The sequence below is a fragment of the Exiguobacterium sp. s59 genome, assembly GCF_018617475.1.
GTDB classification, from domain to species: domain Bacteria; phylum Bacillota; class Bacilli; order Exiguobacteriales; family Exiguobacteriaceae; genus Exiguobacterium; species Exiguobacterium aestuarii.
Map to the genome: position 1 here is coordinate 155,283 of NZ_JACSKG010000003.1, position 20,154 is coordinate 175,436.

General features: G+C 48.7%; 18 protein-coding genes, 1 riboswitch and 1 other annotated feature. Of the genes, 5 read left to right on the plus strand and 13 right to left on the minus strand.

The window, feature by feature from the left end:
• The first annotated feature begins 56 nt into the window (after positions 1 to 56).
• Positions 57 to 1,322: a BaiN/RdsA family NAD(P)/FAD-dependent oxidoreductase gene (locus tag KNO91_RS06770; RefSeq protein ID WP_214817123.1), complete on the plus strand. Its 1,266-nt coding sequence runs from the start codon at positions 57 to 59 to the stop codon at positions 1,320 to 1,322.
• A 33-nt stretch (positions 1,323 to 1,355) separates the two neighbouring features.
• On the opposite strand, the gene KNO91_RS06775 is transcribed toward KNO91_RS06770, so the two are convergent.
• The 4 genes from KNO91_RS06775 to KNO91_RS06790 all read right to left on the minus strand — a co-directional run bounded on the left by KNO91_RS06775 (position 1,356) and on the right by KNO91_RS06790 (position 7,018).
• Positions 1,356 to 1,865, minus strand: coding sequence for a pyrophosphohydrolase domain-containing protein (locus tag KNO91_RS06775; RefSeq protein ID WP_214787218.1), 510 nt, complete (start codon positions 1,863 to 1,865; stop codon positions 1,356 to 1,358).
• A 17-nt stretch (positions 1,866 to 1,882) separates the two neighbouring features.
• Positions 1,883 to 3,010, minus strand: a complete 1,128-nt coding sequence (locus KNO91_RS06780) for a hypothetical protein (RefSeq protein WP_251126567.1) — start codon at positions 3,008 to 3,010, stop codon at positions 1,883 to 1,885.
• A 117-nt stretch (positions 3,011 to 3,127) separates the two neighbouring features.
• A complete protein-coding gene (gene leuS, locus KNO91_RS06785) occupies positions 3,128 to 5,533 on the minus strand; it encodes a leucine--tRNA ligase (RefSeq protein WP_214817129.1) in 2,406 nt (801 codons plus the stop codon).
• 39 nt (positions 5,534 to 5,572) lie between these two features.
• Positions 5,573 to 5,788: a binding site (T-box leader), on the minus strand.
• Between the two features lie 39 nt (positions 5,789 to 5,827).
• Positions 5,828 to 7,018 carry an MDR family MFS transporter gene (locus KNO91_RS06790; RefSeq protein ID WP_260569828.1) on the minus strand — a complete coding sequence of 397 codons (1,191 nt, stop codon included), beginning with the start codon at positions 7,016 to 7,018 and terminating at the stop codon, positions 5,828 to 5,830.
• 179 nt (positions 7,019 to 7,197) lie between these two features.
• Between KNO91_RS06790 and mnmL the strand changes: the two genes are divergently transcribed.
• Entirely contained in the window at positions 7,198 to 8,172 is a 975-nt protein-coding gene (gene mnmL, locus KNO91_RS06795) for a tRNA modification radical SAM protein MnmL/YtqA (RefSeq protein ID WP_214817133.1), read from the plus strand.
• Positions 8,126 to 8,698 (plus strand): tRNA 5-(aminomethyl)-2-thiouridylate-methyltransferase MnmM, encoded by a 573-nt coding sequence (mnmM, locus tag KNO91_RS06800; protein ID WP_214817135.1) that lies wholly within the window; start codon positions 8,126 to 8,128, stop codon positions 8,696 to 8,698. The genes mnmL and mnmM overlap by 47 nt, the downstream gene beginning before the upstream one ends.
• A 34-nt stretch (positions 8,699 to 8,732) precedes the next feature.
• On the opposite strand, the gene KNO91_RS06805 is transcribed toward mnmM, so the two are convergent.
• Together KNO91_RS06805 and KNO91_RS06810 are read right to left on the minus strand one after the other, a co-directional pair.
• Positions 8,733 to 9,446: an alpha/beta hydrolase gene (locus KNO91_RS06805; protein WP_214817139.1), complete on the minus strand. Its 714-nt coding sequence runs from the start codon at positions 9,444 to 9,446 to the stop codon at positions 8,733 to 8,735.
• A 497-nt stretch (positions 9,447 to 9,943) separates the two neighbouring features.
• Positions 9,944 to 10,414, minus strand: a complete 471-nt coding sequence (locus KNO91_RS06810; protein WP_214817142.1) for a GNAT family N-acetyltransferase — start codon at positions 10,412 to 10,414, stop codon at positions 9,944 to 9,946.
• 165 nt (positions 10,415 to 10,579) lie between these two features.
• On the opposite strand from KNO91_RS06810, the gene KNO91_RS06815 reads away from it, so the two are divergent.
• Positions 10,580 to 11,101 carry a hypothetical protein gene (locus KNO91_RS06815; RefSeq protein WP_214795582.1) on the plus strand — a complete coding sequence of 174 codons (522 nt, stop codon included), beginning with the start codon at positions 10,580 to 10,582 and terminating at the stop codon, positions 11,099 to 11,101.
• Positions 11,102 to 11,144: 43 nt separating this feature from the next.
• On the opposite strand, the gene metK is transcribed toward KNO91_RS06815, so the two are convergent.
• Positions 11,145 to 12,353, minus strand: coding sequence for a methionine adenosyltransferase (gene metK, locus KNO91_RS06820; RefSeq protein WP_214787204.1), 1,209 nt, complete (start codon positions 12,351 to 12,353; stop codon positions 11,145 to 11,147).
• A 132-nt stretch (positions 12,354 to 12,485) separates the two neighbouring features.
• A riboswitch (SAM riboswitch) is annotated at positions 12,486 to 12,605 on the minus strand.
• Between the two features lie 321 nt (positions 12,606 to 12,926).
• Here metK and pckA point away from each other — a divergent pair.
• A complete protein-coding gene (pckA, locus tag KNO91_RS06825; RefSeq protein ID WP_214817145.1) occupies positions 12,927 to 14,498 on the plus strand; it encodes a phosphoenolpyruvate carboxykinase (ATP) in 1,572 nt (523 codons plus the stop codon).
• Between the two features lie 23 nt (positions 14,499 to 14,521).
• Here the strand turns inward: pckA and KNO91_RS06830 are convergent, their stop codons facing one another.
• The 6 genes from KNO91_RS06830 to yugI form a co-directional block, all read right to left on the minus strand.
• On the minus strand, positions 14,522 to 15,286 hold the full coding sequence (locus KNO91_RS06830) for an alpha/beta hydrolase family protein (protein ID WP_214787201.1): 765 nt from the start codon (positions 15,284 to 15,286) through the stop codon (positions 14,522 to 14,524).
• A complete protein-coding gene (ytkD, locus tag KNO91_RS06835; protein ID WP_214817147.1) occupies positions 15,267 to 15,740 on the minus strand; it encodes an RNA deprotection pyrophosphohydrolase in 474 nt (157 codons plus the stop codon). The genes KNO91_RS06830 and ytkD overlap by 20 nt, the downstream gene beginning before the upstream one ends.
• A 99-nt stretch (positions 15,741 to 15,839) precedes the next feature.
• The gene (locus tag KNO91_RS06840; protein ID WP_074033493.1) at positions 15,840 to 17,192 is read right to left on the minus strand and encodes a glucose-6-phosphate isomerase; all 1,353 of its coding nucleotides are present in this window, start codon (positions 17,190 to 17,192) and stop codon (positions 15,840 to 15,842) included.
• Between the two features lie 106 nt (positions 17,193 to 17,298).
• Positions 17,299 to 18,462, minus strand: a complete 1,164-nt coding sequence (locus KNO91_RS06845) for an iron-containing alcohol dehydrogenase (protein WP_214817149.1) — start codon at positions 18,460 to 18,462, stop codon at positions 17,299 to 17,301.
• Between the two features lie 74 nt (positions 18,463 to 18,536).
• Complete coding sequence (locus tag KNO91_RS06850) at positions 18,537 to 19,529, minus strand: Gfo/Idh/MocA family protein (RefSeq protein ID WP_214817151.1); 993 nt, start codon at positions 19,527 to 19,529, stop codon at positions 18,537 to 18,539.
• Between the two features lie 101 nt (positions 19,530 to 19,630).
• Positions 19,631 to 20,023, minus strand: coding sequence for a S1 domain-containing post-transcriptional regulator GSP13 (yugI, locus tag KNO91_RS06855; RefSeq protein WP_074033496.1), 393 nt, complete (start codon positions 20,021 to 20,023; stop codon positions 19,631 to 19,633).
• Between the last annotated feature and the right edge of the window lie 131 nt (positions 20,024 to 20,154).

The following is a 20,154-nucleotide window of genomic DNA, read 5'->3' on the forward strand; positions in this document are numbered from 1 at the left end:
AATAAAGTTACGATAATTTTACTAATCATATAGATGAAGAAATGAGGAGATTTTACATGAAAGATGTCATCGTCATCGGCGGAGGTCCAAGCGGACTTATGGCAACGTATGCAGCTGCGAAGAGTGGCGCATCGACCTTGTTGATCGATAAAGGATCCAAACTCGGTCGGAAATTAGCGATTTCAGGTGGTGGACGTTGTAACGTCACGAACCGAAAACCAATCGATGAATTGATTCAGTTCATCCCCGGGAACGGTCGCTTTTTATATAGCGCCCTCGCCCAGTTCGATAACCAATCCATCATCGACCTCTTTACGGGATTTGGCATCCCGCTAAAAGAAGAGGACAACGGGCGCATGTTCCCAGTGACGGATAAGGCACAGGACGTGGTCAACACGTTGCTTCGTGCAATCGAAGACCTCGGTGTCGAGATTCGAAAAAAGGCAGAAGTCAAAACGCTACATTTTAATGAAGAAAACGAGTTTCACGCGGTCGAGTTGATGGACGGTGAAATGATTGAAGCCAAAGCTTGTGTCGTCGCGGTCGGTGGACAATCTGTTCCTCATACCGGTTCGACAGGTGACGGCTATCCATGGGCACAAAAAGCGGGACACACGATCACGGAACTATTCCCAACAGAGGTACCGATCAAGTTGAATGATGGATTCATCGGAACGAAACAACTTCAAGGACTATCGTTACGTGATGTCGCATTGACGGTACACGGTAAAAAAGGGAAGGCAATCAAGACGCACCAAGGGGACATGATCTTTACCCATTTCGGGATCTCGGGTCCGATCGCACTCCGTTGCAGCCAGTACACGATCAAAGAGCGGAAGCGCAGCAAAGAACAAGTCGTCCTCCTATCACTCGACTTCTTCCCGGACACGGCACGAGATGCGCTCGTTCAGGAACTGTGGAACCAAGTTCAGAGCCAACCGAAGCGTGCCGTCAAAAACGTATGGAAAGGCTATATCCCAGAGCGACTTCTTGACTTGTTGCTCGAAGAACTCGCATTTGGCGAGGAAGACGCGAGTCAATTGAAAAGACAATCCGTCATCGATTTCGCAAGCCGTTTGAAAATGTTCGAGATGCACGCCGTCGGGACACTCGACTTTGACAAGGCGTTCGTCACGGGAGGCGGCGTTTCCGTGAAAGAAGTTGCGCCACAGACAATGATGTCAAAGAAAGCACCCGGTCTCTTCTTCGCAGGTGAAGTGCTCGACATCCATGGATATACGGGTGGCTACAACATCACGGCCGCCTTCACAACAGGACATTGCGCCGGTTCACACGCAGCCGAACTGGCCACAGAACGTTAAAAAGCATGGTCGCAACGGCGACCATGCTTCATTTTATTTCCCTGCAATTTGACGACGCACTTCTTTTTCGAGCTCCGGTTCGGGTGGCATCCAACCCTCAGGCTTCATGACTTTATTGTCCGACTCGCGTAAGATTGGCTTCCCGTCTGGTCCGAGTTTCGCCATGTTGGCGCGTTGAACGATTTCAAACAATGGGACCGGATCGAGTCCAAGTTCGACGAAACTGCCCATCACGAAGTATAAAGCATCTGTCAACGCATCCCCTTGTCCGACGAGTCGCTCTACTTCATTTGTAGGTGGTGCGTCTTGTAACGATTTTTGAACGGCTTTCTGGAATCCCTGTTGGAATTGCTCGATCGCCTGTAAAAACTCGTCTTCTGATTGAGACGATTGATGTAAAAATTCGACGACCGCTTCTTCCGCCGTCCAAACCGACCGCTTCGTCGCACGATCAAGCGTTAACGGTTGCGGCGTTGCCGCTCCCGGATGTCCAAATGTTTCATGAAACTGTTTCACTTCTTCAAAAAAGTAACGTTTACTCATCTGTCTTTCCCCCATTGTCAGTCCACAGAAACGAACGCATCCAAATCGAATACTTCCGGGTGGACGATTGCAAAGATTTCATTGTCTTGTAAAAACATGCCGGTCGAGTCATACACACGCGGCGTCACCATTTGACCGTTAATCGTACCTTCTTCCGGGTTGACCGTATAAAGGACGAGTTCTTCTGAGTCGAGTACATAGATGCGTCCCTGTCGCTCGACAAGACCGACACCCTCGAACCGTTCAAATTTTTGTTGGATCGAGGCGCTCATCCCGTCAGCAGACAACGCTTGACGTGAATCAAGCACCCACTCGGTTTCAGGCTCTTTTTCTTCGACTTCCTCTTCTGGCACATCCTGCTCATTCTCAGGTGTCTCTTTTTCCGAAACGGCTGTTTCACTAGAGGTATCATCACTCGTCGATACATTTTCTGTCGTTGTTTCTTCTGTTGCTTCTTCCGTACCTTCCACATTTTCTTCCGGTTCAGTTGCTTCTTCTGTCTCGTTATCTGCAGGCTTTTCCGGCTCGATTTCGCGCTCCTCGATATAGAGGAGCTCAAGGTCCGGTGTGTCTGCCAATCGGTTCATCATGAAGAGACGATTCGATTCACGGTCATATCCGAGGCCAAAGATTCGGTCTTCCGACACGAGACCTTTGATTTGTTTACGCGGTCGTTCGACCCATCGTCCTTCTTCCCGCTCGATGGTGATGAGCGTCCCGCTCACTGTCACCGCATACACCAAGTCTTCTTCGACCATTCGTAAGCCGATAAAATCATCGAGTCGTGCTTGTCCCGTATTCTCGAGTTGGAGCACCGAGTTGACGCGCGTCCCGTTCCCACTCACTTCGAAAAATTCAGCTTGCTCGGTCAACACGAGATAGGCTCCGATTGTGTCGCTGTAGTACACTTCATCAATTTGGTTAATCTGTTCGAGCGCATCAGTCGTATCAATATCTTCGTCATCTTGCGCTGCCTCCACGGGTGGGAGGGATGCCGTTTGATGACTCGTTTGAATGTCGATTTTTTCAAATGTCGAGGCGACTTGTCGCTGAATCTCTTCGTCGGAAAAGACGAAGACATAGCAAAGAATCACACCGACCACGACTGCACAAAGTGTCGTGTATAGCACATATGATCGTTTCATGGACATGTCGTCCCCTTCTACTTCAGTATCGCCCTTTAGTGTATCAAAACCGACCGTAAAAGAAAATGACCTCACCAAAAAGAAAAGAATGTGCGACAATGTCACACATTCTTTCGATTATCCAACTACAATATTGACGAGTTTTCCAGGAACGACAATGACTTTACGAACCGTCTTGCCTTCTGTGAACTCTTGTACGCGCTCGTTGCCGAGTGCTTCCGCTTCAAGTGCTTCTTTTGATGCGTCACGCGAAACGTGCATTTTCGCACGGAGTTTCCCGTTCACCTGGATGACGACTTCAATCGTGTCACTCACAAGTTTTGACTCATCGTAAGTTGGCCAAGCGGCATACGTCAACTCTTCTGTCATACCCATCTTCTCCCACAACTCTTCAGACAAGTGTGGAGCGACTGGTGAGAGCATCTTGATGAAGTCGACCATTTGCGATGTTGGCAACGTCTCTTGTTTGTTCGCTTCATTGACGAAGACCATCAATTGCGAAATCGCCGTGTTGAAGCGAAGTGCTTCATAGTCTTCTGTGACCTTTTTCACCGTCTGATGATACGTGCGTTCAAAGTCAGCAGTCGGCGCCACGTCCGCAAAGTTCGTTTGGTCGAACAAGCGCCATACGCGGTCGAGGAAACGACGAGCCCCGTCAAGTCCGTTTGTTGACCACGCGATTGCAGCATCAAGCGGTCCCATGAACATTTCGTAGAGGCGAAGTGTATCTGCCCCGTGCGACTTCACGATATCATCTGGGTTGACGACGTTTCCACGAGATTTCGACATCTTCTCATTGTTCTCGCCGAGGATCATCCCTTGGTTGTAGAGCTTTTGGAACGGCTCGTTCGTTGGGACAACGCCGATATCGAAGAGGACTTTATGCCAGAAACGTGCATAGAGCAAGTGAAGAACGGCATGTTCTGTACCACCGATATACAAGTCGACTGGAAGCCAACGCTTAAGTTTCTCAGGGTCCGCAATCATTTCTTCGTTATCTGGATCGATGTAACGGATGTAGTACCAGCAGCTACCTGCCCATTGTGGCATCGTGTTCGTTTCGCGACGACCCTTTTCCCCTGTGACAGGATCTGTGTACGTCAACCATTCTTCTGCGTTCGCGAGCGGCGACTCACCCGTACCAGATGGTTTGATTTCATCGATGATCGGAAGTTCGAGCGGAAGCTCTTCGACCGGTACTGTCTTCATCGTTCCGTCTTCCATATGGACGACCGGAATCGGCTCTCCCCAGTAACGTTGACGACTGAACAACCAGTCACGAAGACGGTATGTCGTCTTCGCACGACCTGTGCCAGCAGCTTCAAGCTCTTCAATGATCGTCTTGATCGCATCTGCCTTATTGAGTCCGTTCAAGCTACCTGAGTTGACGTGTTCCCCGTCTTCGATGTAAGCCGCTTCTTCCACGTTTCCACCTTTGACGACTTCACGAATCGGAAGATCGAACGTCTTCGCGAACTCGTAATCGCGCTCATCGTGTCCAGGAACAGCCATGACCGCGCCTGTACCGTATGTCGAGAGGACATAGTCTGCTGTCCAAATCGGAAGCTTCTCGCCGTTTACCGGGTTGATCGCATAAGCGCCTGTGAAGACACCCGTCTTCTCTTTCGCGAGGTCCGTACGCTCAAGGTCCGTCTTCTTCGACACTTCCTCGATGTAGGCTTCGACCGCTGTCGATTGCTCAGGTGTTGTGATCACTTTTGTGAACGGATGCTCCGGTGCAAGTGTCACATATGTCGCTCCGTGAAGCGTATCCGGACGTGTCGTAAAGACCGTGACGATCTTATCGTGACCGTCGACTTTGAAATCGACCTCGGCACCGACCGATTTACCAATCCAGTTTCGTTGCATCTCTTTGACGCTCTCCGGCCAGTCAAGACCTTCCAAGTCTTCAAGCAAACGCTCTGCGTATTCTGTGATGCGGAGCACCCACTGTTTCATCGGCACACGGTATACCGGGTGGTTCCCACGCTCTGACAAGCCGTCGATGACTTCTTCGTTCGCAAGAACCGTACCGAGTGCCGGGCACCAGTTGACGGCAACTTCATCGACGTAAGCGAGTCCACGCTCGAAGAGTTGCGTGAAGATCCATTGTGTCCATTTATAATATTTCGGGTCTGTCGTGCTGATTTCACGAGCCCAGTCATACGAGAAACCAAGTTCCTTCAACTGACGGCGGAACGTCTCGATGTTACGTGCTGTGAATTCGCGCGGGTCATTTCCCGTATCAAGTGCGTACTGCTCGGCAGGAAGACCGAACGCATCCCAACCGATTGGGTGAAGCACGTTATATCCTTGCATCCGTTTCATACGGGCGATGATGTCCGTCGCCGTATATCCTTCCGGGTGACCGACGTGAAGGCCTGCACCTGATGGGTACGGGAACATATCAAGGACGTAGAAACAATCCTTCTCCGGGTCTTCTGTCGTTTTGAATGCGTCTTTCTCTTCCCAACGCTTTTGCCATTTCGGCTCGATTTCTTGATGTTTAAAATAGCTCAACATTCTTCCTCCTCTGCATAATAAAAAGCCTTCCGTCCCCGAAAATGGGACGAAAGGCTTGAAAGCTCTCCGCGGTACCACCCATGTTGCATTACTGCCACTTGAGACGCCGATAACGAGGCGTAACCCCGGTTTTCCCTACTCGATTCAGGAAAACAGCTCCAAGGCGAGTTCACGACCTCCATTTATCGATTCACACCAACCATCGACTCTCTTTGAAACGGAACGTTCGCTACTAATCCTCTTCATCGCTTGCTATTCATCGTAGTCTATTTTAGCCCATTCTGAAATTCAACGTCAACTTGATTTTTCAGCGACGCGAATGTCTTTCATGATGACAAATAGAGTAAGGGCAAACGTAGCGAGTAGAAGAAGCATGCCGAATACCGCTGTAATACCAAACATGTCATAGACAAATCCAGACAATGTCGGTCCAATCATTCGACCGACAGATGCTGCGATATTGACTAGCCCCTGATATTGTCCCGCCTTACCAGGAGGGGCAAGTTTCGCTGCAATTGTTGGGACTGCTGGCCAGACGAACATTTCCCCGATTGTCATGACGACCATGGCAACCATGAACATGCCGAATCCGCCAGCGAACGGCACAATCAAGAAGGCACCGAGGAAAATCGACGCGCCGATAATCAATTGACGTTTTAAATCGTCCTCAAACTGTCGCAAGACGCGGTTGAGGAGTGGTTGTGCAAATACGATCATCGCCCCGTTCACCGTCCAAAGTAGTGAATATTGACTGATTGTGACACCGAGGTCTTTTGAATGGACCGCAATTGTCCCTTGCCACTGAACATAGACGAACCAAAGCACGGCATAACCGACTGCGACATACCACATCGACTTCATCGTCGCGCTCGAGAGCGTCGTGGCTGCTGCCTCTAGTTGTGACTGAACGACCGGACGTGCCGGATTTTTCAAATAACGAAGTCCAAACAATAAGACCACGACAAATAAGACCGACAAGAAGAAGTTCGCATAAAAGATCCACTCGATGTTCAACCGCGCGATTTGACCACTCATGGCCGTTCCGAGTGCGACACCGACGTTTTGTGCAACGTAAATCGCATTGAACGAACGACGTCCCCCTTCTGGCCAAATCAGTCCCGCAAATGCATAGACGGTCGGAAAGACGAGTCCACCTGAGAATCCGATTAGACCAAGCCACACCAAATAACCGAAGAACGTGGCGTGGAACAGTAAAAAACCGAGTGAGCTCGCAAGCAACAACCCGACAGAAATCATGAGTGTCATCTTTCCACCGATTCGGTCGAATAATGTCCCTCCGATGTAGTTTCCGACAATCGCGAGTGCAGAGTTCACAAGTAGTGCCACCCCAGCAAGTGTCATCGACTCACCTAAAAAATCATGAATATACAGTGTGTTAAATGGCCATAAAAAAGACGCCGCCGTTGTATTGAGCGCCATCGCAATGACTAGAATCCATACCGAGATTGGCATTTTATTGTTCACACCAAGTCCTCCTTTCATTCCTCTTTCACATCAAAAAAAATCGGCACGAATGGCCGAATCGACAAGATTTCCTTATCAAACCTAAACGAATGCCAAAGAAGTGTCAAGAAAAATTACTTATTATGAAGTTTTGACATTTTTCATTTGTGATAGCATGAGCAAGGAAGGAGAGATGCTGAATGAATCCATTTGGTCAAAACCGATATCATACGTTGAATGAAGCGTATCGCCGAGAATATGGAGGAAAGGTTTTCAAGGTCCCGCTTGATGGCGGCTTCACCTGTCCGAATCGTGACGGCCGTGTTTCAAAAGGAGGATGTACGTTCTGTTCAGACGATGGGAGTGGTGATTTCGCGGGAAATGCTTGTGATCCGATTCCCGTCCAGTTTGCCGAAGTGAAGGCACGTCTTCACCGAAAATGGAAGAATGCGAACTACATCGCGTATTTTCAAGCATTCAGTAATACGTACGCCCCGGTCGAACGGTTACGTGAGTTGTATGAACCGGCACTTCAAGAAGATGGTGTCGTCGGTCTCTCGATTGCGACACGACCGGACTGTTTGCCAGATGACGTCGTCGCCTATTTGGCGGAGTTAAATGAACGGACTTCACTCTGGGTCGAACTTGGCCTTCAGACCATTCACGACACGACGGCGAAAAAGATCAATCGAGGGCATGATTACGAGACGTTTTTGACCGGACTTGCGAAACTCCGACGCCATAACATCCGCGTCTGTGTCCATATTATCAACGGCTTGCCAGGGGAGACATGTGAGATGATGCTCGACACAGCCCGTGAAGTTGCTAAAATGGACATACAAGGAATCAAGATTCACTTACTCCACGTCTTGAAACACACACCTCTCGCCCGTCAATATGAGAAAGGGTTACTCGAGTTGATGGAGGAAGACGCCTATGTCTCTCTCGTCTGCGATCAACTCGAATGTATTCCTCCCGACGTTATCGTCCATCGCTTGACAGGAGACGGTCCACCCGACTTATTGATCGGCCCGTTATGGAGTCGTCACAAGATGCAGGTGTTAAACAAGATCCGTGCAGAATTGGAACGACGAGATTCTTTCCAAGGAAAAAAGAAGGATGAGATATATGGGATTAATGAGAGTTCTACCGTTTGCAAAACAATTACTACATGACCACCTCGAGGAAGGGCATGTCGCCATCGACATGACCGCCGGGAACGGTCATGATACGCTATTCTTAGCGAATGCAGTTGGAGAGACAGGTCACGTGTACGCTTTCGATATCCAATCAGAAGCGGTCGCATCGACCCGCGCACGCATCGAAGAAGCCGATGTCGTTGAACGGGTGACCGTCATTCATGATAGTCACGATACGGTGCAAGCGGTCGTCGCAAACGAGACACGCCCTATCACCGCTGCCGTCTTCAATTTAGGTTATTTACCGGGGAGCGACAAATCCATCACGACGCATGGCAATACAACGATTGCCGCATTGTCTCAATTGTTAGAGGTCATGACCATCGGTGGCGTCATCGTCATTGTCATCTATCACGGACATGAGAGCGGAAAAGTCGAACGAGATGAGGTGCTCCATTATGTGGAGTCGCTTGATCAAAAACAGGCAGGCGTCCTCCGTTACGGTTTTATCAACCAAATCAACCATCCCCCATTCATCGTGGCGATCGAGAAACGGGCATAAGCAAAAGGCGGCTCTTTTAAGAGTCGCCTTTTTGTCACTCCTGAATCAATTCATAAAACGTCATCAACGTTTCCGCAAATTTAGTGTTTAAGCGTTCATATCCAAAATGCGGGAAACCTTCCAATCGACGGATATACACTTGGTCCCCACCAATCTTCCGACAGACGTTCAACGTCAACTTCACGTCCGCGAATTGATCGTCCGGAGCGTAGAAACAAGCGAGCGGAAGTCGTGGTAGGTGCTTCTTCTCCTCTTGATGCTCTACAATCTCTTCTTCAATCTCGCGATATTGCGCATACGTGATTTCACCGAAGCGGGACGATTCCTCGCCGCCACCGGTGAATGTCATCATCCCGAGCGGTAAGTCTGGACGAAAACGGTCGACAGCACTCGCGACGACTTGTTTCAACCCGCCGATTTGGCGAGTGGCATGCCAATCAAATAAAGGACAGATATACGTCAAACTCCCTAGCGGCACATCATACTCCTGTAAGAGCCGGTTCGTGAAAAGTGCTCCGAGACTAAATGCCACCACGTGAATCGGTAGCTTGTACTCCCCTGCCTCACGTAATGCTCGCTTGATGAGCTGTTTATGGTCATCTGCCGTCAATCCGACCGACTGGTCCCGAACGACAAGGACTTCATACTCCTCTTGGAGACGTCGAATAAAGTTTTCGCTAATCCGAGACGTGAACTGTAGCGGATACACGATGACGATGACCCCTTTTCGTGCTTCTTCATATGTCATGCTGCCGTCACCTCATTTATCAAAAATAATCGAGAATACTCCCACTTCTAAACGTTCAGGGCAAAGCCCTAGTGAAAGTGGGAGATGAATCGCCTTCGGGCAAGGTGTGTCTTGAGACACATCAATTGTCCGACGATCTTGGCTTAAAAATACTCGGAATCGGGAATGAAACTACGTCATGTTCTTTGAAAACTGAAGATATAGGGTTGTGACAGGAAGTTCGTCTGTCACGTAAAATCTTCAACGTTCACCTTGCGGATGACCGAAGTAGCGAAAACCAAGCAGAGTAGGCATCCGCGGAAAAGAAACTGACAAGATTGACTTTCAACCGCCGGCACGACGGGGTTAGCCTGATCAGGTTCCGAACGCTAGGTCGGATAACTCAGGAATCCTCCATCTCTAAGCAAAGCATAGGTGGAGGTAGTTCAAAGACTATGTGTATTGTATCAAAAAAACATCAGCCGCAACTGATGTTTGAAGAAAATCCGTCTGGAGGCTTAGCTTGGGTCGTATCGTAAATGAATCAGCTCCATCGGCTGGTCGTACACCTCTTCTTGGATACGATTCACTTCTTTAAACGATTGATGCAAGAGGAAAGCGATTGCTTGATCATTTGAATTTTCAACGTACACTTCCATCGGTTGTGTTTTTTTTGATTGGAAATAGTTCAAAAAAGCCGCTCCATACCCGTTTCGGTGATAATCGGGGTGAAGATAGAGACGAAGCATCTCCCACATGTCACCGCGATCGATGGCATGACAAAATCCGATGACATCTTCTTCGAACTCGCCCACGATAAAATATTGTTCTCGTGCTTCTTCACTTGAACTGATTGCTCGTACAATTTCTTCTTGTCGATAGGCACGCTCCATTGCTTTCAACCGATTGAAATCATCCTCTGAAATCGTTGCAAGTGCAATTGTCCGAATCAATGCTGCATCTTCTGGAACTGCTTCCCTCATGTTCATGACAGCTTCCCCCTTTTAGCCAATCTATTTGTATCATTCCCTATCACAGCGTTTTTATCCTGCTCCTTCATTTCTTTTTCATGACGATTCATAAGAAAACGTTATGTCCGGATTCGACTAGGGTATAACACTATCAATGCCAATCACATGAAGGAGTGGAACAACATGGAACCAAAATTAGAGCATGACCCGAAAGTTGAACAAACAGAGAATCCAAATCGTCAATTCGACCAAATGGATGCAGGGAGTCCAAAAATCAGCGTTGTGACCGGAATGTTACTCGGTGCGCTCGTCGGTGGTCTCCTCGCCTTACTTAGCTCCTCGAATCGGGAGCAGACGAAACAATCTCTTACAAATGCAAAATCCTCGGTCGGCGGCATCGTCAATGAAGTTAAACAAGATCCAGCCGGAAAAGCATCTCAAGTGATTGAACAGGTGAAGACCGCTTCCGGCAAGATTCAGGAAGTCTCTACAGACGTTCAAAACGTATATGAAAAAGTTGTCGGAGAAGTCGATACGGTCAAAGAAGACGTCAATAAAATCGTCGAGACGGCCCAAGAAGCAAAATCTGATTTACAAGACATCGGTGAAAAAGTCGTCGATGCGAAAGATACCGCACTTGGACAAGAAACAACTTCCACTGATTCGACTTCGAATGACAATAAACAGACGCCACCAACGACTTAACCTAAAAAAACCGACCTTTCCGTGGAAAGGTCGGTTTTTTTGATTATGCGAAACGCTTCGCGCCTTCTTCAAGAACTGCTGCTTTATCTGTTTGCTCCCATGGGAGTTCGATATCTGTACGACCGAAGTGACCGTAAGCTGCTGTTTGCTTGTAGATTGGACGGCGAAGGTCAAGCATCTTGATGATGCCTGCTGGACGGAGGTCGAAGTTCTCACGAACGAGTTCAACGAGCTCTGTTTCGCTCAATTTACCAGTGCCGAACGTATCGACAGCGATTGATACTGGATGTGCTACCCCAATCGCGTAAGCGAGTTGAACTTCTGCTTTATCCGCAAGTCCTGCTGCAACGATGTTTTTCGCTACATAACGAGCTGCGTACGCCGCTGAACGGTCAACTTTTGTAGGATCTTTACCAGAGAACGCGCCACCGCCGTGACGAGCGTAACCACCGTACGTATCGACGATGATTTTACGTCCTGTAAGACCTGCATCCCCTTGTGGTCCACCGATTACGAAGCGACCAGTCGGGTTAATGAAGTATTTCGTTTCAGCATCGATGAGTTCAGCCGGGATGACTGCTTCGATGACATGTTTTTTCAAGTCTTCTTGAATTTGCTCAAGTGTGATTTCTTCAGCGTGTTGTGTCGAGATGACGATTGTATCGATACGAACAGGGTTGTTGTCCTCATCGTACTCGACCGTCACTTGCGTCTTACCATCCGGACGGAGGTATTCAAGCGTACCGTTCTTACGAACTTCAGCAAGGCGACGTGACAACTTGTGCGCCAATGAGATTGGGAGCGGCATGAGCTCAGGTGTCTCGTTTGTCGCATATCCGAACATGAGACCTTGGTCACCTGCACCGATTGCATCAAGTTCCTCTTCAGTCATCTGACCTTCACGTGCTTCAAGAGCCTGGTCAACACCTTGCGCGATGTCTACTGACTGCTCGTCAATCGACGTCAAGACCGCACATGTTTCTGCGTCGAAACCATATTTCGCACGTGTGTATCCGATTTCACGGATTGTTTCACGGACAACTTTCGGGATATCCACGTAAGTTGACGTTGTGATTTCACCAGCTACGAGTACAAGACCTGTTGTGACAGACGTTTCTGCCGCAACACGGGCATTCGGGTCTTCCGCTAAAATGGCATCCAAAATCGAGTCAGAGATCTGATCACAAATTTTATCTGGATGTCCTTCAGTAACCGACTCTGAAGTAAAAAGTCGACGGTTCAATTTTGACATTCAAAAAACCTCCTATAATAAGGGTGATATGTGGACGGTACTCGTTCCCCTTACGCGTTGCTTTGGGACGGTAATGAAAAAAACCTCCCCCGATGACATACATGGGGAAAGGTTGAATCGTTCTTCCTTACCCTCTTATCGTTCGAAGCTAATGGCTTCGCTTCAGGATAGCACCTTTTCCGCACAAGACTTCATGTCGGACGGTTGCTGGGCTTCGTAGGGCCTTGTTCCCTCCACCGCTCAGAATAAGAGTATCCGTTACGAAAACCATCATATAAATGACGCTCGATTATGTCAAGGGAATCAGACGAATTCGTAAAAGTTTTCACTGACTTGCAAAACATTTCTGTTTGTGAATCGTCAAACATTTTTTAATTCGTTTCTGTTTTTTAACACCTTGTGATAAGAGAATGTGATAAACTGTCTTTGTAAGAAAGCGCTTACTTAGAGAGAAGAAACGCTTGTTTTTAATTAGTGTGTCACATATAATTAAAAATGTCATACTGATTAATCGTAATCGCGGAAGTATGCGGATTTCATCCACATCTATTTAGGGGAAAGGTGGGATTCAGGATGGCGACAACGCTCCTGAAAATCGAAGAATTAATTAATGGTGCCGACATGAAACGGAACTTGACGGTTCCAGAACTGGTGGAAGAAGCCATTCAAAACGGTGAAGGTGTACTGACAAAAGACGGGGCTTTATCTGTCAGCACCGGTGCTTTTACCGGACGGTCACCGAAAGACAAATTCGTCGTACAAGATGAAGTCAGCAACAACCTTGTTGATTGGGGAAAAGTGAACCAACCAATCGCAGAAGAGAAGTTTTCAGCACTTCTCGACAAAGTACTCGATCATTTAGAAAAGAAAGATAAGCTTTATTACCTCGAAGCGTCTGCAGGTGCCGATGAGCACTATACGCTACCGGTTCGTGCGATCACAGAATATGCATGGCACAGCCTGTTCGCGAAGCAATTATTCTTACGTGAATGGCCGACGAAAGGTGCGTTCGATCCGTTCACGGTCATCTATGCACCGAGTTATAAAGCAGACCCTGCAGTCGATGGTACGAACTCAGAGACGTTCATTCTCGTTTCATTCGCCAAGCGCACGATTCTGATCGGGGGAACAGAATACGGTGGCGAAATTAAAAAGTCAATTTTCTCCGTCATGAACTTCTTGTTGCCTGAGCAAAACGTATTATCGATGCACTGCTCGGCAAACGTCAATGATGCAAACGAAACGGCCCTCTTCTTTGGATTGTCGGGAACTGGAAAGACGACACTCTCGGCAGATCCGGAGCGCCATTTGATTGGAGACGACGAGCACGGATGGTCACCGGATGGGGTCTTCAACATCGAGGGTGGTTGCTACGCGAAGACGATCAACCTGTCACGTGAGAACGAACCACAAATCTATGATGCGATCCGATTCGGTTCATTGATCGAAAACGTCGTATTAAACGAAGATCGTACGCCTGACTATAAGAACATTTCCTTGACGGAAAATACACGTGCGGCGTATCCGATCGAGTTCATCGACAACGCCTTACTTCCATCACGTGCCGGTCATCCGAATACAATCGTCTTCTTGACGGCAGATGCGTACGGTGTCTTACCTCCAATCAGCAAACTAACGAAAGAACAGGCGATGTATCATTTCTTGTCTGGTTATACGTCTAAACTTGCTGGTACGGAGCGTGGGGTCACAGAACCACAAGCGACGTTCTCGACTTGCTTCGGTTCACCGTTCCTCCCGCTCGCTCCTGAGCGTTATGCGGATATGCTCGGTCAGTTAATTGAAGAACACGATGTGGATGTCTACCTTGTCAACACAGGTTGGACAGGTGGGGCATACGGCGAAGGTTCGCGTATGAAACTCGCCTATACACGTGCAATGGTCAATGCCGCGGTCAATGGTCAACTCCGCGACGTCGAGACGATGAAGCATGACATTTTCAATGTCGAGATCCCTGTAGCCATCGATGGCGTACCGAGTGACGTACTCAACCCACGAGATACGTGGAGCGACCCAGCCCGTTACGACGTAGAGGCAAAAGCACTCGCCATGAAATTTAAAGAGAACTTCAATCGATTCACGAAAGCGAGTGAGTCGATCATCGCAGCCGGACCACTCGTCATCTGACACAAAAAGCACTGACTCGATTTTTAACGAGTCAGTGCTTTTTCTTGTCGCAACATCCAATCCATCGCCTGTTCAGTCGTCTCCCATTTATCCCAAAACGGGAGCTGGTGACCAAACGGAAGCACCCAAAACTCCGCTTGCTCTCCTAGTTTTTCAGCGACGGCTGTCGCATGACGCAAGCGAACTTGTTCATCGTCCGTACCGTGGATGAGAAGCGTCGGGGCCACCCACTCCTTATAGAGTGGAGAACGGTCGACATACGCAGATTCTGCCGATTCCGGGTCGCCACCTGTCATGCGCCGTAACATCTTCCGCATCGAGCGTTGCTCCTCATATGTCCATTCGAGATTTGTCACGCCAGCCCAGGAAGTAACCGTTGTGACCGGTCGTTCGGAAGCGAGCGAGAGGGCCATCATACCCCCTCTCGAAAAGCCGAGCACATGGATCGGTCGTCCGCTCATGTGGACACGGTCGAATAGCGAAAGCACGTCCTCTAAGTCTTCTCCACCGAAATCCTCTTTTCCAGTCCCACCATGGTTGCCACGATAGACCGGTGCCACGACATGAAAGCCGCGCGAAGCAAACTGCATGAGACGTGGCAAACGAACATCCCCTATCCGTGCTGTTCCGCCTCGTAAGTACATCAACACTTGGCCGTTTGAACGTTTCGGTTCAATCGAATACGCTACGACCTCTTCCCCATCTGTCGTCGTGTACCACCCCCGTGTCACGCGATAACCCGCATATGGTGGGAGGACATCGATTCGATCAAACCAATTTCTGATCATATAGAACCCTCATCGTTTCTGGTAGGACACGATCTTTCATCATGAAGCTGTAGCGTGGATTGCGCAATAAATTGTCCGGCAAGGCATCGATCAAGACAGCCCCGTCTGTCTCATCAATGGCAGGATGATCCTCGAATCGCTCAATCTCCGCATAGTAAATGTTTTTGATGACCGTGTCGCCACGACCTAGCACACGATACTGTCCCAGATACCGTAACGTTTTGACGATTCCACCAGTCTCTTCATAGACTTCCCGAATGGCGGCATCGTCCTCGTGTTCTCCAGGTTCGACTTTCCCACCTGGAAACTCGAGCCCCCGTTGTTTATGCTTCGTCAATACCCATTTGTCTTCAAAGCGGGCGACGACCCAGACGTGGAGCGGTGTGTCTGAGAACGGATAATGGGTGAAGCTTAACTCGACTTGATTATGATAGTAGTCCTTGAATGTCTTCATAGTCCATCCCTTTCTTTCCCATGTCTACTCTCACTTTACCTTGTCTTCACCCAGTTTCAAACAAAAAAATCGGTCCGACGCGCGGACCGATTCGTTTTCTTATTGATTCAAGCGTTTTTCAAGCTCTGCTTTTTGCTCTTCATAACCCGGTTTACCGAGTAACGCGAACATGTTCGCTTTGTAAGCTTCGACGCCTGGCTGGTTGAACGGGTTCACTCCGAGGATGTATCCGCTCATCGCACATGCTTTTTCGAAGAAGTAGAACAAGTAACCGAGGTGATACGGTGTCATCTCCGGCAATTCGACGACCAAGTTCGGTACATCGCCGTCAGTATGCGCGAGAAGCGTTCCTTCTGTCGCCTTGTCGTTCACGAACTGAATCGTTTCGCCTGCGAGGAAGTTCAAACCGTCTAAATCTTGAGCGTCTTCTGGAACGTTCATCGAATGACGGACTTCTTTCACACGGATAACCGTCTCGAACAAGTCACGACGACCTTCTTGGATATATTGTCCCATCGAGTGGAGGTCTGTCGAGAAGTCGACAGCCGCTGGGAAGATCCCTTTGTTGTCTTTCCCTTCTGATTCACCGTAAAGCTGTTTCCACCACTCTGACACATAATGAAGAGCTGGCTCGTAGTTGACGAGCATCTCGATCGATTTGCCTTTTGCGTAAAGGGCGTTACGGACGACCGCATATTGATATGCTTCGTTCTCAGCCAACTCTGGTGAGCTGTAAGCATTTTGCGCGTCACGTGCACCTTCCATCAAAGCATCGATATCGATCCCTGCAGCTGCAATCGGAAGAAGTCCGACTGGAGTGAGGACAGAGAAACGTCCACCGACATCATCTGGGATAACGAACGTCTCGTATCCTTCTGCGTCCGCGAGCGTCTTGAGTGCACCACGGGCACGGTCTGTCGTTGCATAGATACGCTCACGCGCTCCATCTTGACCATACTTGTCTTCCATGAACTGCTTGAGAACACGGAATGCAATCGCAGGTTCAGTCGTCGTTCCTGATTTCGAGATGACGTTGATTGAGACTTCTTTTCCTTCAAGCACTTGAAGCAACTCTCTCATGTACGTTGAAGAGATATTGTGGCCCGCATAGAATACTTGTGGTGCCTTACGCTCTTCTTTTGACAATACGTTGAAGAACGAATGTTGAAGCATTTCGATCGCTGCACGGGCACCGAGGTATGATCCTCCGATTCCGACGACGACGAGAACGTCTGAATTCTCGCGAATTCGTTCCGCCGCAGCTTTGATTCGTGCGAACTCATCTTGATCGTATTCGGTCGGAAGGTCGACCCACCCAAGAAAATCACTTCCGGCTCCGCTCCGCTCATGAATCACCGAGTGAAGAGTTTTTACCGTTTCTTGCATTTGGTCGATTTCGTGCTTCCCTACGAATGAGAGCGCGTTTGAATAATCGAAACGTACAGTTGACATGTCATTTCCTCCTTTAAATCGCTCGTAAAAGAGCCATACATGACCCATCATAAACGGAAACGCTAGATTCGTTCAATCATTATTGCAAAATAGGCAAGAATTCGCCTTATTTACTCAATTCAAGAATATGAGCGACATCTTCCCGTTCGAGTGTACGGAAACGACCGAACGCGCCTCGTTTCATCGCTGAATCAAGAATTGCGTCGAACGTTGATTCATCAATATCATAGTCACGGAGTGAGTTTGGTGCGCCGAGTTGGTCGAAGAATGCACGAATCGCTTCGATTGTACGCTTCCCAGTCTCCAAGTCGTTTTCGCCTGGCTCCACATCGAATACTTCTGTACCGAGTCGAGCGAAACGTGCGGCATTGTCTTCATCCAATACGTGCTCCATCCAACGTGGGAAGAGGATTGCGAGACCTCCTGCATGCGGGATGTCATGGACAGCAGACACTGCGTGTTCAATGTTGTGCGATGCCCAGTCACCAGCAGCACCCATCTGGAGGACACCATTCAATGCCATCGTACCCGAGAATAAGATGATGGCGCGAAGGTCTACGTTTTCCAAATCGTTCACGAGTTTCGGTGCCGATTCAACGATCGCTTTTAACACACCTTCTGTCATGCGCTCTTGTACCGGTGCATGGTTCGGGTGGAAGTATTGTTCGAAACAGTGGCTCATCATATCGACAATCCCGTAAATTGTCTGGTCTTTTGGAACCGAGACTGTATAACGTGGATCAAGGATTGAGAATGTTGGGAAGACGAGTGGGTGACCCCAACCGAACTTTTCTTGTGTCTCCCAGTTCGTGATGACAGACCCTGAGTTCATTTCTGAACCAGTTGCCGCAAGTGTGAGGACCGTCCCGAATGGTACTGCCTCTGTCGGGATGTGTTCACGGAGAACGATGTCCCAAGCATCCCCATCATACGGAATAGCCGCTGAAATCAGTTTCGTACAGTCGATGACTGACCCTCCGCCGACCGCAAGCAACGCATCGACGTTTTCTTCGCGTGCAAATTTGACTGCACGACGTACCGTCTCGATGCGTGGGTTCGGTTCAACGCCTGAAAAATCAACGTATGAGATGCCAGCCTTGTCTAGCTCAGCCACGACTTCGTCGTACGTCCCATTCTTTTTGATGCTTCCGCCACCATAGACGAGCATCACTTTCTTCGCGTCGAGCGCATCGAGTTCCCCAGCTAATTTATCAACCTGATGTGTACCAAAAATCAGTTTTGTCGGGTTTTTGTATTCAAAGTTGTGCATGATTCATCCTCCTCATAGAAATATGTAACACCTACACTATATACCCTGTTTTCAAAGAATGAAAAGTATCGTGCTTACGCGTATATTCGATCGATGATGCGATGAAGAATGACTGCTTCCTCTGCTTGGCGGTAGTTCGGTTTCTCTCGGCATGCTTCGAGAAACAGCTGAATTTGACGTTCGTATGGATTATGCTCCGTCAAATAAGCAGGTCGCTCGTCAAACAGCGCCCCATATTTTTCAGTATGAAGGGTGAGTGGAAACAGGCTTGCCCCAGCGTTCGTCCCCCGGCACTCGACCCGCATCGTGTCTTCCACCTCTACATTGGCCATGTAGCTGACATCGAGCACCAAGGACGCTCCCGTCTCGAACGTGATCATCGCCCTTGCCGTGTCTTCGACCGATAACGATTCATGGTCCCATTCGCCCATCAAACCAACACCCGGTCGGTTCCCTAAATATTGTCCGACATGACCGACAATCGCTTCTGGTTCAGGATAATCCATCAAGTAGAGTGCAAGGTCTAACATATGAACACCGATATCGAGTAGCGCCCCTCCGCCCTGAAGCTCCTTGTTCGTGAACACACCCCATCCTGGAATGCCGCGACGACGTAGCGCAAGTGCCGTGCCCGCATAGATATCCCCAAGTTCTCCCGCATCAATCATTCGCTTTAAGAGAACCGCATCGGCGCGGTGACGATAATGAAACCCATAGTGGAGCGTTTTTTCGGCTCGTTTTGCAGCTTCTAACATCTCGATCGCTTCGTTCTCTGAGATGCCTGGTGGCTTCTCGCAGAGGACGTGACACCCTGCTTCAAGTGCTAGAATCACCTGCTCTTTATGTAAGGCGTTCGGTGTACAGATGCTGACGGCATCGAGCTGTTCCTTTGAAAGCATCTCCTCGACCGTCTCATAGACGTTCGGGATCCCAAACTCCCGTGCGACACGTTCCCCGTTCGCCCGTGTCCGGTTCATGACCGCTACCACATCCATTCCTGCTTTTACATAATTCGGAATGTGGGCACTCGTCGCAATCCCGCCCGTCCCGATGATGCCAATCTTCATATGATCTCCTCCTGTTCGGTTTACAGTTTCGTCACACGGTCTGTCGATTCCTGTAAAACACAAAAAAGGTGACCCGTTTAGAACGGGTCACCTTCGAACACTTACTTCTTGAAGTTTGTGTTTTTGATCCAGTCTTCAAGTTTGTCTTTGAGGACTGTGAATCCTGGAGCTTCTTCTTGCTTGAAGTTTGAAGATGCTTCGTTGCGGCGTGGCGCACGACGAGCTGGCTTCGCAGACTTCTCGCGTTTTGGAGCTTCTTGAGTCGCTTTCATTGAAAGCTTGATCTTTTTAGAAGCTTCGTCCACTTCAAGGATTTTCACTTCAACTTCTTGACCAACTTGAACGTAATCGTTTACGTCTTTTACGTAGTCGTGTGAGATTTCTGAAATGTGTACAAGACCTTGAGTCTCGTCATCGAGTGCTACGAAAGCACCGAAAGGTTGAATTCCTGTTACTTTACCTGTTAATACTTGATCTTTTTCGTATTTTGCCATTACAAACAACTCCTATGCTAAATTCATCAACTTACTATAACATACTTTTTTCGATAAAGTGTACAAATTAGTAAAAAAGATTATTTTTGACGTGTTGTCATGTTTTAAAGTCGAAGTGCGGGGTAAATACA